The sequence below is a fragment of the Alteromonas sp. 4NS20-0143 genome, from assembly GCF_057542855.1.
This window is the reverse complement of sequence record NZ_BAAJLR010000001.1, coordinates 837,993-853,727: the sequence shown is the minus strand read 5'-3', so window position 1 is coordinate 853,727 and position 15,735 is coordinate 837,993. Positions and strand designations below refer to the sequence as shown.

Annotated in this window: 11 protein-coding genes; 4 read left to right on the top strand and 7 right to left on the bottom strand. The window is 45.8% G+C overall.

Annotation, left to right across the window (positions count from 1 at the left end):
• Positions 1-5 precede the first annotated feature (5 nt).
• The 5 genes from AC27HD_RS03600 to AC27HD_RS03580 form a co-directional block, all read right to left on the bottom strand.
• Positions 6-2,024 (bottom strand): acetyl/propionyl/methylcrotonyl-CoA carboxylase subunit alpha, encoded by a 2,019-nt coding sequence (locus AC27HD_RS03600; RefSeq protein WP_487103819.1) that lies wholly within the window; start codon positions 2,022-2,024, stop codon positions 6-8.
• Positions 2,024-2,857, bottom strand: a complete 834-nt coding sequence (locus AC27HD_RS03595; protein ID WP_487103817.1) for an enoyl-CoA hydratase/isomerase family protein — start codon at positions 2,855-2,857, stop codon at positions 2,024-2,026. Before AC27HD_RS03595 ends, AC27HD_RS03600 begins: the two co-directional genes overlap by 1 nt.
• Before the next feature lie 11 nt (positions 2,858-2,868).
• Positions 2,869-4,476, bottom strand: coding sequence for a carboxyl transferase domain-containing protein (locus tag AC27HD_RS03590; protein WP_349377818.1), 1,608 nt, complete (start codon positions 4,474-4,476; stop codon positions 2,869-2,871).
• 354 nt (positions 4,477-4,830) lie between these two features.
• Entirely contained in the window at positions 4,831-6,000 is a 1,170-nt protein-coding gene (locus tag AC27HD_RS03585) for an isovaleryl-CoA dehydrogenase (protein ID WP_032095764.1), read from the bottom strand.
• The gene (locus tag AC27HD_RS03580; RefSeq protein WP_032095765.1) at positions 5,997-6,404 is read right to left on the bottom strand and encodes a MerR family transcriptional regulator; all 408 of its coding nucleotides are present in this window, start codon (positions 6,402-6,404) and stop codon (positions 5,997-5,999) included. The genes AC27HD_RS03585 and AC27HD_RS03580 overlap by 4 nt, the downstream gene beginning before the upstream one ends.
• A 359-nt stretch (positions 6,405-6,763) precedes the next feature.
• Between AC27HD_RS03580 and AC27HD_RS03575 the strand changes: the two genes are divergently transcribed.
• The 4 genes from AC27HD_RS03575 (at position 6,764) to AC27HD_RS03560 (ending at position 12,066) form a co-directional block, all read left to right on the top strand.
• A complete protein-coding gene (locus AC27HD_RS03575) occupies positions 6,764-7,939 on the top strand; it encodes a thiolase family protein (RefSeq protein WP_487103815.1) in 1,176 nt (391 codons plus the stop codon).
• A gap of 384 nt (positions 7,940-8,323) precedes the next feature.
• A complete protein-coding gene (locus tag AC27HD_RS03570; RefSeq protein WP_487103813.1) occupies positions 8,324-9,274 on the top strand; it encodes an alpha/beta hydrolase family protein in 951 nt (316 codons plus the stop codon).
• Positions 9,267-10,502: a kynureninase gene (kynU, locus tag AC27HD_RS03565; RefSeq protein ID WP_487103811.1), complete on the top strand. Its 1,236-nt coding sequence runs from the start codon at positions 9,267-9,269 to the stop codon at positions 10,500-10,502. Before AC27HD_RS03570 ends, kynU begins: the two co-directional genes overlap by 8 nt.
• A 154-nt stretch (positions 10,503-10,656) precedes the next feature.
• On the top strand, positions 10,657-12,066 hold the full coding sequence (locus tag AC27HD_RS03560; protein WP_487103809.1) for a diguanylate cyclase: 1,410 nt from the start codon (positions 10,657-10,659) through the stop codon (positions 12,064-12,066).
• A gap of 149 nt (positions 12,067-12,215) precedes the next feature.
• Here the strand turns inward: AC27HD_RS03560 and AC27HD_RS03555 are convergent, their stop codons facing one another.
• Both AC27HD_RS03555 and sbcB read right to left on the bottom strand, forming a co-directional pair.
• A complete protein-coding gene (locus tag AC27HD_RS03555) occupies positions 12,216-13,871 on the bottom strand; it encodes a flagellar assembly protein A (RefSeq protein WP_487103807.1) in 1,656 nt (551 codons plus the stop codon).
• Positions 13,872-14,067: 196 nt separating this feature from the next.
• A complete protein-coding gene (gene sbcB, locus AC27HD_RS03550) occupies positions 14,068-15,498 on the bottom strand; it encodes an exodeoxyribonuclease I (RefSeq protein ID WP_487103805.1) in 1,431 nt (476 codons plus the stop codon).
• Between the last annotated feature and the right edge of the window lie 237 nt (positions 15,499-15,735).

The following is a 15,735-nucleotide window of genomic DNA, read 5'->3' as shown; positions in this document are numbered from 1 at the left end:
GGCGACTAAGCTCCCTGTGCGTCGGCACTTGTGAATTCAAGCAAGGCTGCGCCGCCGTCTACCAATTCACCTGGTTCAAAGTAAAAGCTGTCCACAACACCATCGCTAGGCGCTACAATGCTGTGTTCCATTTTCATGGCTTCCATAACGAGAATTGGCTCGCCTTTTTTAACCTTTTCACCGCATTTCACTAAGTGAGCCACTATGGTGCCGTTCATTGGGGCATCGAAGTTAGTGTTACCACTATTTTCATCATCATCACCCTCAGATGGGGCAACAACAGTGAAGTTGATATGCGTATCTTGGTTGTATAAACCAAAATCACCATCGCTTACTGCGAAGGTGTATTTCGATTTAATACCTGCTACTTCAACGCTTAGCTGATGATCATTAATGGCGCCACTGACTTTCACCGTGGAATTTGCCGTTGTAATTTCCCACGCCGCAGATGCATCGGCATTAAACACATGACACACCGTTACCGAGAACTCTTCTTCGCCAACTAATAGCGTAAGCTGCTCTTTGTGAGACGCGTTTGCCCGCCATGCACCGGCTGTAAACCAAGGGGAAGAGCTTGCTCTGTCAGCAGCTAAGCCTTTTTCAAAACGGCGACGTAATACGGCTAGTATCGCCATTACCGGTAACTTTGCCTGAATATCGCGCGTAGCCTCAGCAAACAATGCGTCGTTGTGCTTTTCAACAAAGGTTGTGGTTAATTCTGCAGCCTTAAATGCGCTATTGCTTGCTACGCGCTTGAGAAAATCGATATTGGTTGTCACACCCGCAATATGATAATCGCCAAGGGCATGCAGTAATCTTTTAAGCGCGATATCACGAGACTCGCCCCATACCACAAGCTTTGCAATCATAGGGTCGTAATAAACACTCACCTCGTCACCTTGCACAACACCCGTGTCTACCCGTATAAGTGAAGACTCTTCAGGTGGTTGCAACAAATGCAGAACACCGGTGGACGGTAAGAAGTTATTGGCTGGATCTTCAGCGTAAATACGGGCTTCAAATGCGTGCCCATTAAGAGTAAGTTGCTGCTGGGTTTTAGGAAGCGTATTGCCTTCTGCCACACTCAGCTGCCACTGGACCAAATCTTCGCCAGTGATCATCTCCGTAACAGGGTGTTCTACCTGAAGGCGGGTATTCATTTCCATGAAGTAAAACGAGCCGTCCTCATCTAATAAGAACTCGACGGTACCAGCACCTTCATAATTAATCGCTTTTGCCGCCAAGATTGCCGCTTCACCCATGCTTTCCCGAATGCTCTGGGTCATGTTTGGCGCAGGCGCTTCCTCTATGATTTTTTGGTGGCGACGCTGTACCGAGCAGTCGCGCTCAAATAGGTACACACCGTTGCCATGGCTATCACAAAATACTTGTATTTCCACATGGCGAGGGCGAGTGAGGTACTTTTCTACAAGCATATGGTCGTCGCCAAAGCTTGCCATAGACTCGCGTTTTGCCGCGTTAAGCGCCTGAGTGAATTCGCCTTCGTTCCACACTTGACGCATACCTTTACCGCCGCCACCTGCGGCCGCTTTCAGTAATACTGGGTAGCCCATGTCATCTGCCGCTTGTTTAAGCGTAGACTCTTGCTGGTCATCACCGTGATAGCCTGGTACTAGCGGTACGCCAGCTTCCTCCATAATCCGCTTAGCAGCAGATTTCGAGCCCATGGCTTCAATGGCAGACGCCGGCGGCCCCACAAAAATAATGTCATTAGACTTACAAAGATTGGCAAATTCGGCATTTTCAGATAAGAAACCGTAGCCAGGATGAATCGCGTCAACGCCCAGTGCTTTGGCGTGCTCAATAATAAGGTCGCTGCGTAAATAGCTATCCTTAGAGGGGGATGGTCCAAGGTGAATGGCTTCGTCGGCCATGGCAACATGACGTGCATTAACGTCGGCATCAGAATAAACGGCGACGGTTTTTACACCTAAGTGCTTAGCCGTTTTCATTACTCGGCATGCTATTTCACCGCGGTTTGCCACTAAGAGTTTATTTATCATTATTTTGCCTCCAACCAAGCTGCTTTGCGCTTTTCAAGAAACGCACTTAGGCCCTCTTGGCCTTCTTCAGAAGTTCTTACTTTGGCGATGAGTTTGCTGGTATCGTTTAACATGTCGCTGTCTATTGGTTTATGTGATACCCACTGAACCAGGGCCTTTGATTGTGATACGGCCTGCGGACCATTCTTCAAAATGCTAGCGATGATATCGTCAACCGTGCTGTCTAAGTCTTCTTCATTGACCGCTTCGCTTAGCAAGCCCAAACGTCTGGCTCGTCTTGCAGAAAACACCTCAGCAGTTTGGAAATAGCGTCTGCATACGCGCGCGCCCATTGCCTCAATAACGTAAGGGCTGATGGTAGCGGGCACTAAACCAATTTTCACTTCGCTTAAGCAAAAGTTGGTCAGTTTACTGCCGATGGCAATATCACAGCAGGCGATAAGACCTACCGCGCCGCCAAAGGCAGCACCTTGAACCCTTGCAATGGTAGGTTTTGGTAGGGTGTAAAGCGTATGAAGCATTGAGGCAAGCCCCATGGCATCTTCACGATTTTGTGCCTCGGTGTAACTGGCCATTTTTTTCATCCAGTTGAGGTCGGCACCGGCACTAAAACTCTTACCTTCAGCGCGTAAAACAACAGCGCGAACAGAGTCATCAAGGCCTGCTTTTTTAAAAAGCCTTTCTAGCTCGGCAATCATGTCATCATTAAACGCATTGTGCTTTTCAGCACGGTTCAATGTGACGGTAGCTATATGATTATCGTCTACGTGATACGTTACTGCGTCGGATACTATAGTTTCTTTTTGGGGATTATTTCTTTGGGTGTCGTCCATTCGTGATGCTCCTACATTCTAAATATGCCGAATTGCGTTTCTTCAATTGGCTTATTAAGTGCTGCAGATAATGACAAACCCAATACTAAGCGAGTGTCTGCGGGGTCAATCACGCCATCGTCCCATAATCTCGCTGACGCGAAGTAGGGATGTCCTTGCTCTTCGTATTTATCAACAACAGGTTGTTTGAATTGCTTTTCTTCTTCTTCGCTCCAGCTTTCGCCAGCACGCTCTTTTTGATCGCGCTTAACCTGCGCCAATACGCCAGCAGCTTGTTCACCGCCCATCACAGAGATACGTGCATTGGGCCACATAAACATAAAGCGCGGGTCGTATGCTCTGCCGCACATACCGTAGTTACCAGCACCAAAACTACCGCCAATGAGCACCGTTAGTTTAGGTACGTTAGCACAGGCTACAGCCGTTACCATTTTGGCGCCGTGTTTCGCAATGCCGCCATGCTCGTACTGTTTACCCACCATAAAGCCGGTGATGTTTTGTAAGAATATAAGAGGAATTTTCCGTTGAGCGCAAAGCTCAACAAAGTGCGCGCCCTTCATGGCGCTCTCGCCAAATAGGATGCCGTTATTAGCAACTATGCCAACGGGGTTTCCGAAAAGGCGGGCGAAACCGCACACAAGTGTGGTGCCGTAAAGTGGCTTAAACTCATCAAAGTCAGAATCATCGACTATGCGAGCGATAATCTCTCTCACATCAAAAGTCTGTCTGCTGTCTTTAGGCACAATTCCATAAATTTCTTTTGGATCGAATTTAGGTGGCTTAGGCTCTTTAACATCAAGCAGCTTTGGCTTTTCTCTGTTAAGGCGCGACACTGCATTTCGAGCAAGCGATAAAGCGTGATGATCATTATTGGCTAATTGATCAGCAACGCCGGAAATACGGGTATGAACGTCTCCGCCACCCAGTTCTTCAGCGGTAACCACTTCACCGGTGGCCGCTTTTACCAGCGGTGGACCACCCAGAAAGATAGTTGCCTGTTCTTTCACAATGATGCTTTCATCAGCCATGGCGGGAACGTAGGCACCACCCGCGGTGCACGACCCCATCACTACCGCAATTTGCGGAATATTTTTAGCCGACATATTCGCTTGATTGAAAAAGATTCGACCAAAGTGTTCTCTGTCAGGAAATACTTCATCTTGGCGAGGTAAGTTTGCGCCACCTGAGTCTACAAGGTAGATACAAGGAAGATTGTTCTGCTCGGCAATCGTTTGGGCTCGTAAATGCTTTTTAACAGTGAGCGGGTAATAGGTGCCGCCTTTTACTGTGGCGTCGTTGGCCACAATCATGCATTCAGTGCCGGCAACCATACCGATACCTGCCACTACACCTGCACACGGCACGTAGTCGTCGTAGACTTCCCATGCTGCAAGTTGGCCAATTTCAAGAAATGGGGTGTCTTTATCGAGAAGGGCGTTTATACGATCTCTTGGGAGAAGCTTTCCGCGTGAGATATGACGTTCGGCAGCTTTCTCTCCGCCGCCCTGTGCGATTTTCATTATTTTTTCGTGCAAGTCATCGACTTGCGCCTGCATATGTTCGCGGTTTGCTGCGAACGTTTCAGATTTGGTATTTACACTTGAACGTAGAACGGGCATACCCCCTCCTGTGTATTAGCACTTGATAGCGGCGCTGTTAATTTATTATTCAAATTATCTTGAAGCTAAAAGGATAGTCGGTGTTGTTGTATTTCGTTTTATTATTAACCCGAAGCTTCAAACGTAAAATTAAGATCTGCAAGCAGGCAAAGCTTCTGGCAGGGGCTTGAATCTTAAGATGCAAATGCGAGAGACACCCATACCAGTAGGTCACTGAATATAAATGTCTCTTAAGTACAGTCTCTAGCTTCTCTGCTTTCCAATCGCTTCATACATTAAGCTACTGCTGCGCGTTAACTGCGCTATAGCTAAGCCTTTACCGACGCTCTGCCTTGCGTATTTAGTTCAAAAACCTTATTTAGATTCGTTAAATAGCTCTCGGCCTATTAGCATACGTCTAATTTCAGAGGTACCTGCGCCAATTTCATACAGCTTGGCATCGCGTAAAAGACGACCCGTAGGATATTCGTTGATATAGCCGTTACCACCAAGCAATTGAATGGCGTCTAATGCTATTTTCGTTGCTAGCTCAGCAGAATAAAGAATGGCACCCGCTGCATCTTTACGCGTGGTTTCGCCGCGATCGCAAGACTGTGCTACCGCGTAAACATAGGCTCTTGATGCATTCATTTGCGTATACATGTCGGCAACTTTGCCCTGTACTAGCTGAAACTGTCCAATTGATTGGCCAAACTGCTCTCGGTCGTGCACATAAGGAACCACAATATCCATACATGCTTGCATGATCCCAAGGGGGCCGCCAGATAGCACAAGTCTCTCGTAGTCTAAGCCACTCATTAACACGCGAACGCCTTCGCCTTCGTTACCTAAGATGTTCTCAGCTGGCACTTCACAGTCTTCAAACACAAGTTCACATGTATTTGACGAGCGCATGCCGAGTTTATCTAGCTTCTGTGCACGGCTAAACCCTGGGAAGTCGCGCTCAACGATAAATGCTGTTATGCCTCTTGGACCAGCTGCTGGGTCGGTCTTCGCGTAGATGACAAAGGTATGCGCATCTGGACCGTTAGTGATCCACATTTTGTTACCGTTTAAGATGTATTTATCGCCTCGTTTCTCTGCGCGCAGCTTCATGCTTACCACGTCAGAACCAGCGTTTGGCTCACTCATCGCAAGGGCGCCGATATGCTCACCAGAAACGAGTTTTGGAAGGTACTTTTCTCGTTGGGCTTCGTTGCCGTTACGGTATATTTGGTTGATGCACAAATTTGAGTGAGCGCCATAGCTTAGACCGATGCCGCCAGAGGCACGGCTTACTTCTTCCATGGCAATAGTATGAGCTAGATAACCCATTCCTGAGCCGCCATACTGCTCTGAAACAGTCACGCCGTTAAGGCCCATGTCGCCTAACTTCGTCCATAACTGGTTAGGGAACTGATTGTCTTCGTCAGCCTGTGCAGCAAGTGGTGCAATTTCGTTTTGAGCAAACTGATAGACCTGATCTCGAAGCATATCGATTTCTTCGCCAAGTCCAAAATTCATCGTAGGGTAGGAGGTGTTCATGCAATTTTTCCTCGTTTAAGTTCTGCGAGTTCTTCTCTACATCTGGTTTCAACGTCGTCCAGCTCTGTCATCAACATTTGTATGTCTTCTAATTGTTGATTAAGCACTGCACGCTTTTGCTCGGACATTTCTAGCATCGCTTCTAACTGAACGGCCGAGTTTGGATTACTGTCGTACATGTCGAATAGCGTCTTTACTTCGGCAAGTGAAAAGCCAAGGCGCTTGCCGCGCAATATTAGCTTTAGGCGAACCCGGTCTTTATTTAAATAAACGCGGTTTTGCCCAGTGCGAGTGGGAGATAGAAGCCCTTGCTCTTCGTAAAAACGAATGGAGCGGGGCGTAATATCGAACTCTCTCGCAAGCTCACCAATGGCGAAAGTAGTTTCATTGTCCGACTGACTCATTACATGTACCTTGTCGTATAGCATTTTCTTGCTGTCCAAAATTAAACGTGGACTCATGTCCTTAACGTTGCGCGTATACTTTATGTGCGCATAATTCACTGCCATCCTTTTGATCACGCTACGGCTGTGCTTACTTTCTGTATGAAGTAAGAATGTTGCGTTTGGTTGACAGTTCCTTGTTACAGGTTTACGTTAACGTTAATTACATTTTACGTAAAGGTAAAGTAACATTTTGCTAACGTCAATTTTTCATGATGACGGTCTTTGTTTAGCACGGTTCAAGGTGTTTACTTTTGTATACATGACGTAAAGCGAACACATTTAAGTAATTGAAAATATTATATATTAAGGGTGGAATTATGAGTGATAAAACAGTAGTAATTGTTGCAGCTAAACGTACGCCAATGGGCGGTTTTAACGGTAGCCTAGCGCCAGTGAGTGCAACAGATTTGGGTAATGTGGCGATTAAAGCCGTGTGTGAGAGCATGGATGTTTCTCAAATAGACGAAGTGGTAATGGGCTGTGTATTGCCAGCGGGTCTAGGTCAATCACCTGCGCGTCAAGCGTCGCTAGGTGCCGGTTTACCGCTAAGTGCAGGTGTTACCACAATCAATAAAGTTTGTGGTTCAGGGCTGAAGGCCGTCATGCTTGCCCATGATTTAATTAAAGCGGGAAGTGCAGACACGGTTGTTGCCGGCGGTATGGAAAGTATGAGTAACGCACCATACATGCTGCCTAAGGCCCGTTCTGGTTATCGAATGGGGCACGGCCAAGTGCTCGATCACATGATGCTGGATGGACTTGAAAACGCCTACGACGGAAAAGCAATGGGTTGTTTCGCCCAAGACACCGCCGACAGTGAAAACATTACTCGAGAAGAAATGGATGAGTTCGCATTAAGCTCTCTGTCAAAGGCTCATGAAGCCATTAATAGCGGGACCTTTGGTGACGAAATTGCAAAAGTTACGATTTCTGGTCGCAAGGGCGATATAGTTGTCGATACCGATGAAGGTCCTGGCTCAGCCCGTCCAGAAAAAATTCCATCACTTCGACCTGCTTTCAAAAAAGACGGCACCGTTACAGCCGCAAACTCCAGCTCAATTTCGGACGGTGCAGCAGCGCTAGTGGTAATGAGCGAAGAAAAAGCAAAAGAAATGGGGCTAACGCCGCTAGCCAAAGTAGTGGCCCACGCAACACATTCTATTGAGCCAGAAAACTTTACCGTAGCCCCAGTAGGTGCAATGGAAAAAGTATTAAGCAAAGCAGGTTGGACAAAAGAAGAAGTAGACCTGTTTGAAATAAACGAAGCATTTGCCATGGTCACTATGCTTGCCATTAAAAAGTTAGGCCTCGATGAGAGTAAAGTAAACGTTAAAGGTGGCGCTTGTGCTCTTGGCCATCCAATTGGCGCTTCGGGTGCTCGTTTACTTGTTACATTGCTTCATGCGCTTAAACAGCGCAATAAAAAGCGTGGCATTGCCTCACTGTGTATCGGCGGTGGTGAAGGTGTAGCACTTGCTGTAGAGATGCTGTAGGTTACATAAAGACTACGATTTTCACTTTATAAAAAGTAATCAAGTGCAACTAAACGCGCTTAACAGCGATTATGTAGCTAGGTAGATAAATCACTATGTAAGTACATAAGTAGATACATAAGTAAGTACATAAATAGTTACATAATTTTAATAGCATAAATGGCACCGTTTGTGGTGCCATTTATGTTTAAATAAATAAAAAAATACATAATAAGAACGTTATATGAAGTTTAAAGCTTTTTCTGCCAATACAGTTTTTATTTACTTAGGCGCCAATTTAAACGTCGGTACTAATGCAAAAACAAGCGCAAATGCAAGCGCAAACGCAAACATCTGTGAAAACGTAAGCGCCTACAAAAACGCATCTTCAAAATTAGCGCTGTCATGAACTGGGCTGCTACGGATTGGCATAAGAAAGCCTGGCCTGTAATGATCAGGCTACCGAATAAATTACTTTTGCTAGTTGTTACCATGTTGACTTTGGCCGGGTGTTCATCACTGACAGCTGTGGATGAAAAACACAGCGAGACAAAGACGCCAGAGACATTAACTTCCTTCGACCAAGTTCCCTACAGCTCACTCTTATTGCTGCCTAAAACTGTGCCGACACGCACAATAGCTTACGGCAGCGATGCGCTTCAAACGGTGTCAGTATATGAAGCACAAAGAGATAGCGGGGGAGTAAGCGCATCTCATTCTGCCATTATTTTTATCCACGGTGGCTGCTGGCTAAATGCATACGATGCTTCCCATGGCGCTGGCTTCTATTCAGCTTTGGCTAACACAGGCATCGATACTTACGCGGTGGAATACAGAAGAACCGGCGATGAGGGTGGAGGTTGGCCCGGCAGTTTTCACGATATTCAAAACGCGATAAACACAGTAACGCGCTCACTTTCCCAAACAAATAAAGAAAAAAATGTCTACATTGTAGGCCACTCGGCGGGAGGTCACTTGGCCCTGCTTGCTGCCGCTTCTCAGCTAAATATACCGAAGAGCATAAATATAAAAGCCGTTATCGGCCTTGCAGCGATTACCAATATAACCGAGTACGCCAAGGGTACAAATAGTTGTCAAACCGCAACGCCTGATTTTATGGGCGGCAAGCCCGAAGCACGTGTTGAGGCGTATAAACAAGCAACACCACATTTAGAGCGTATTGGGTATCCGGTAGTGCTGATGCAGGGTGATGCGGACGCCATAGTGCCCGCTTTGCACAGCGAGAGCGAGCATGCCAAAACAATCTCTATTGTAAACGGTGGCCATTTTGATTGGCTACATCCTAAATCAGACTCCTACAAAGCACTCGTAAAGGTAGTGACAGCAAATGATTAACAAGGTTTTTTCCGCCAAGCAGTTAGACGATAAAGATCCCTTACGCCACGTTGTCAGTCAATTTGCACTGCCTCCCGATACCATTTACTTAGACGGGAATTCACTGGGGCCACTACCAAAGGCCGCTGAGGAGCGAGCTCGCGACGTGGTAACTAACCAGTGGGGTAAGGATTTAATAAAAAGCTGGAACTGCCACGATTGGATAAGACTTCCTCAAAAGGTAGGTGATAAAATAGGCTCGCTAATAGGAGCAGAGGCAGGACAAGTCGTTTCTTGTGACTCAATATCCATTAATCTGTTTAAAGTGCTAAGCGCGGCGCTCAATATGCAGCCTGATAAAAAGGTGATAGCAACCACCCGTGACAATTTCCCAACCGATATTTATATGGTCCAAGGACTGCTCACGTTGCTTGGTGATGACTACACTATTCGTTACATAGATGAAGGCGATATAGAAGGCCAGTTGTCTGACGACATAGCGGTACTTATGCTGACTCAGGTAAACTTTCGCTCCGGCTTTAAATTGAATATGGAGACGATAACTTGCCAAGCACAGAAGCTTGGTATTCTTACATTATGGGATTTAGCGCACAGTGCAGGGGCGTTTCCAGTAGAATTAGACAAGTGTAACGTGGATTTTGCGGTAGGTTGTACCTACAAATATCTTAACGGTGGTCCGGGCGCGCCGGCGTTTGTGTATGTAGCGCAAAGACATCAACAGCAATATAGGCAGCCTTTGTCAGGATGGATGGGTCATCAATCTCCATTTGCATTTACGCCCGATTACGAAGCTGATGATTCAGTGAGTCAGAACCTATGCGGCACCCCGGGTATTTTGAGCATGAGTGTGCTTGATGCCGCTTTGTCAGTGTTTGACGATATAAGCTTGAAAGCGATAGATGAAAAATCCAAAAAGCTTCAAGCTTTTTTCGCCGCAGAAGGAAAGCGCGCAGGCCTTTGCGACTATATGGATATTGTCAGCCCTCCTATCGAAAACAGAGGTAGTCAGGTGGCACTGTCGCACCCAGAAGCCTATGCAATATGCCAGGCGTGGATTGCTAAGGGGGTTATTGCAGATTTTCGGGCCCCCAATATTTTGCGAATAGGCTTTGCACCACTTTATTTATCATTTGAGGATATTGAAGTCGCGGTGTCTAAACTGGCCGATATCATGCAAAAAAAGACATATGAAAAGGCCGAGTTTCAACGCAAACAGCACGTTACGTAACCAGTTAACTGCAAAATCACAGAAATTCACAGAAAAACGTTCTTGAAAACATTGCAAAATGGCGGTGAAGAATGAACACTTTCTCGCTGTTTTTGCAAGTAGTGTTAATGGTAAGGCTTTGAAATTATTTAGCTATGTCGGGTGGACAGTTTTCTTGAGCGTAAATATGCTTATTTGCGCGGCATCCGCTCAAATTGAAAATGAGTTTGAGAGCGAAATACTCGACAATACTATTGAGAATGTGACCTACTGCGTCGATCCTAATTGGGCGCCCTACGAAGCCATCCGCAATAACCTTCATGTTGGTATATCTGCTGAATACCTCGACATTATCGCCGACATCGGCAACCTCTCTTTTACATTAGTTCCTACAGAGAGCTGGCAGCAAAGCTTAGAGTTTGTTCAACAAGGGCGTTGCCAAGTCATTCCTATGCTGAATACTTCAGACTATCGCCGGCAATTTCTCGATTTTAGTCTCCCTTACTTTGAAGCCCCGAATGTGCTGATTGCAAAAGAGGGAACTCCGATGTTACAAGGGTATGCAGGGGTAGGTAACCGAACGGTTGGTATCGTTGATGGCTATCGCCAGCTTGAATACATTTATCGTCATTACCCCAATGTACGTTTAGCGATGGTGCCGTCTGAGCAAGAAGGACTTAATCTTCTCGGTGAAGATAAGTTCGACGTAATGGTTGGTTCACTGCTTAGCGTGAACATGCATATCAATAATCAAAACCTAAAAGACTTAAGCATAGTAGGGTATGCAGAGCCACACGACTCTCTAGCGTTTGGCGTGAACAAATCGTCGAGCCACCTAATACCAAAGCTGAATTTCGCCATAGAGCGCATTCCTGAAGAAAAGAAAGTAGAAATCTATAAGCGCTGGAATAACGTTAAAATGCGCTATAGCCGCAGCTATTCTCAATTAATGCTTTGGGTAACTATCGTATTGCTTGTGTTGCTATGGTTAATTTACCGCAATCGATATGTGCGAAAATACCAACATATCGTGGCGCAAAAAGATGTAGAAATAGGAGCGCTTCAGGCAACGCTGTTAGAAAAGAACCGTACGCTCGCTTTCTTATCTGCCCACGACAAAACAACCGGGCTGTATAACCGAAACCATATGATACAGCGAGCTGAAGAGGAAATTTCTCGTTTCCAGCGCTTTCACACAACCGCAACGCTCATTCTTATTGATTTAGCACAGCGAGATGTTAAAGCGAGAGCTATCGACGACTTTGTGCGTGAGGATTTGTTGAGAAAAACAGCGGCAAGCTGTTTAAGCACAATACGAGAAGTGGATGTGGTGTCTCGTTTCAACGAACAGTTGTTTATTATTCTGTGCCCTCAAACAGAACTGGATGCGGCAACCACGCTTGCTCATCGGTTGTTAGAACGAATGAAGCAAGAAGACGCAATTTCATCGCTAATGAGTGTGTCTATGGGGTTAGCTGAACTGAAAGATGAAGAAGAGTTTTCCGATTGGTACGAGCGAACACTCAAAGCTTTAAATAAAACAAAGCGCGAAGGTGTAGACAGCATCTCTGTGGCCGAGAAATAATTCAGGCTCATAAGTTGGGCTAAAGGGCTGGGGGTACGAGCTAAGCGCTTGCGCTTAGCTCGGTCAATACAGAGACTTAGCTTATACCCCCCACAAAAAGCCTCACTCACAATCAAAAGCAGGCCTATCACTTCAGGTAAACAAAACGTCTAAACAATAGGGTCGTAGTGCCACTGATGTGCGTCGTAACGAATCTGGGAGCGATTGTACTCGCGCTCTGAACGCCAGTTTCTGTTGTTAAGTTTGGCAGTAACCCCAGGGTAAAGTCGCTTATTCGCTATCAGCTTAACGTCTGATTGATAGGATTCTTTGGCGCCTTTCACTTCAGACGCTTTTCCTTCAATCCATTCAAGTAACGCAGTTTCGTTGTTAAATAGCTCAAGAGCATCAGTCATTTTTTGTTTGAGCTCTTTAGGGACTTTTTTACTTTTCAGTAAATCGATTTTTTCTTTGTGCTTTGAGTTATTTTCCCGAATTTGCTTAAGCAGTTCATCTAAGCCGTCTTTTCGTTCCAATAATAAGTTAAAGCCCGGGCTAAAATCTATTTTTAACGTACTGCCTGATACCGCCCCTAGTGTGCCCGCTTCAACACGCCCTTGGCTGATGATGTCGCAGGCAAACAAATTCCCCATGGGGTTATCTAACTGACCAACGATAACAGCGCCGCCACAGCGCAACCTGCTGTAGGCTAGCTGTCTGCCAACAGTGACATCGCCTTTGCACTGCACCTCAACACCTTGTCCGTGCTGAACGTGAATGCTGCCTGCAGCAATCAATTTACAATGGTATTCACCATCGTTATCGTTAACCTTGCCCATGGCTCCTTCAGTAATAATGATATCGCCGCCTGATTCGATAAGAGCCGATTCTACAAAGCCATTGATGGTGACATCGCCTGACGCTTTAATTTGCATTTTTTCGGTAACATCACCGTTAACCAGTACTGCACCTTCATAATTAACATGCCCGGAGCCCACATTTACGCCTGTGCAAATAAAGGTGTCGTCTATATTCATTATTTGATCGCGATATTTCGGCATGCCGGATATGCTTGATACAAGCAGATTTGAATCGCTGTCTGATACGACGGTACCGCTTCCCATTTTGAAATCAAGCCATTCGCCTGGCACGGATGGAAGCTTGTTGCCTTTGATGTCAAATCCAGTGCGGCCCTTTGTAGGTGCCGTGCGTTTCAAGACTGGTGTGTCTACTTTAACGCAAATTACCTCGCCCAAATTACGCATATCAACTCGCTCACCCACCTGGGTTTGCGGTTTTAAAATTCGTTCTAATGCGTTAGGAACGAGGGGGATGAATTTAGAATTTTTACCATTTCTTGGGGGAAGGCCCTTTGCTATGGTGTCTTCAAGGATTTCGCCGCTTGTGGCGTGTTTCGCCTGTATCAGCAACGCCTTAATGCGCTTAGTGCTAATGCCCTTAACAATCTTACTTTTCATTGCAAGAGACATTATTGCACCCATTGAGGGGAGTTTGCCGCCATAAGGTGCTGTTAACACTAAATTTGCCGACATATTGTCTTCGGGAATACGAAACTCTACTTCGGCATTTTTTCGCTCGCCAATACGCTCTCTTACTATTGTACTGTCGCCAGTTTTAAAATAATGGTTGGCAGTATCACATGCAGACTTTAGCGATTTTTCTGAAACGTATAGACCGGATGTTTCGCCGCGTTCAAGCTCGGCGCGAATGCTACTGATATCAATATCGGCATCAAATAAAGAAGGGTCGAGCTGAATATTTATATACGTTCTAGATTTATCGAAACTAATTGTAACGCCATTCATGACAACATAATCCTCTGAGCACACCTTGATGTGTTATCGGCCGCTCGTATTGTTACTTAATGGTACTTTCTATGACTATTGTCACTGTCTGACGTATCGTTAGTACAAAACGTACCTATTGCGACAATCGGCCACTATTTCCTTATATCCAACAATTTATTCTGATACTGGCTTTGCGTCAAAGGTTTTCAGCGTATCAGAGGTTTTCAGCGTATTGATACAGCGCTCGCAAAATTGCCTGCTTGTCAGGGTTATCACTATACTCGTGGGCAAGCTGTTCGAGTTTAACCAAATAGGTATCTAAGGTGATAGAACCATTAGACGAAGCATCGGTTAAACGGGCGTGGCGATGACGCTGCCATCGTGTCATCTCATCAGCGGTAAGGGTATTTGGAAAGTTTCTAGCGCGATATCTGAAAAGTAGTGCTCGTAACCCCTGATGTTGGGTATTGTCAGCAATAGCTATCAAGTTTTCTGGACGAGACTCAATGACTTGCTCGCACCAGCGCCTGTCTTCCTCGCTTAGAAAGCCACCACTATACAGCGCATGGTCGATATCCTGTTCACCATGCTCTTCCTCAATGTCATACAGTGCCACTAGCTTTTGCGCTATTTCGGGGTTTGCCGCAATTTTTCTGTAGTTATCTAGACAGCGCTCGCGATCAAGTCCTAATCGTTGTGCATTATCTTCAGACATGGCTTTCGCAGTGGTAATGAATGGGGAACGATTTGCATGGATAACCTTAATACCGGGTCGTTCTTGCTTGCTAGCAAATTGCTCCGCTGGGGCATAGAGCTTTTGTTTTATCTCTTCAGGTGTGTCGTTCAGTAAGCTATCAACGTCGTGAGATAAATCGACGGTAATGAATCCATTACCGTTTTTTGGATGCTTGGCAATAGGCATTATCCATGTACAACAGCCTTGTGAAGCAGGTAGCTTGGAAGAAATGTGAAGCAATACCGATCGCTTTGAGAGATCGATTTGCTGCATTACCGCGTGTTTACTGCGAAGAGAAAAGGCGTAATCGAACAATCTTGGCTGCTTTTCTTTTATTAGCTTTGCAAGGGCAATGGTAGCGTACACATCACTTAATGCGTCGTGGGCGTTACCGTGCTCAAGTCCATTGGCCTTGGTGAGTAGTTCTAGTTTAAAGCTTGGCGAGCCGTCATCCCGTTCAGGCCATACAATACCTTCAGGGCGAAGTGCATAACACGCCCGGGCCAGATCGATGATGTCCCAGCGGCTATTGCCGTTTCTCCATTCTCTTGAGTACGGATCGTAAAAATTGCGATAAAACAAAAAGCGGGCAACTTCGTCATCAAACCGAATACTGTTGTACCCAACGCTACATGTGTTGGGCATGGACATTTCCTGATAAATTTTTGCAGCAAAGTCAGCTTCATTAGAACCATCACGCAATGTTTGCTGCGGTGTAATTCCTGTTACTAAGCAGGCTTCCGGGTGGGGAAGATAGTCATTGGCTATGGCGCTCATTATATTAATGGGCTTTCCCACGATGTTTAAGTTTTCGTCCGTGCGCACCGCTGCAAATTGGCAGGGTAAGTCCTTATGGGTGTTTGTGCCAAAGGTTTCAAAATCGTGCCATAAAAAAGTAGGTGTTTGCATAACCACCGAAATGTTCCCTTAAATTTGCGGTCCAGTTTACACTGGGATACAGCCAGCGCCAAATTTCTATCCTGCCACATTTTAACCTTTTATCAGTGGCACCATTCTGTTTGTAAAAAGCGTTAAACAAGGTGAGAAACAAGGTGTTTGTCCATATTTTTAACGGTTGCACATCATCACTGTAAAAATTTTGTTAAATCAACTGGCTTGAGCTAATTTCTCGGTCTACGCTAAAAC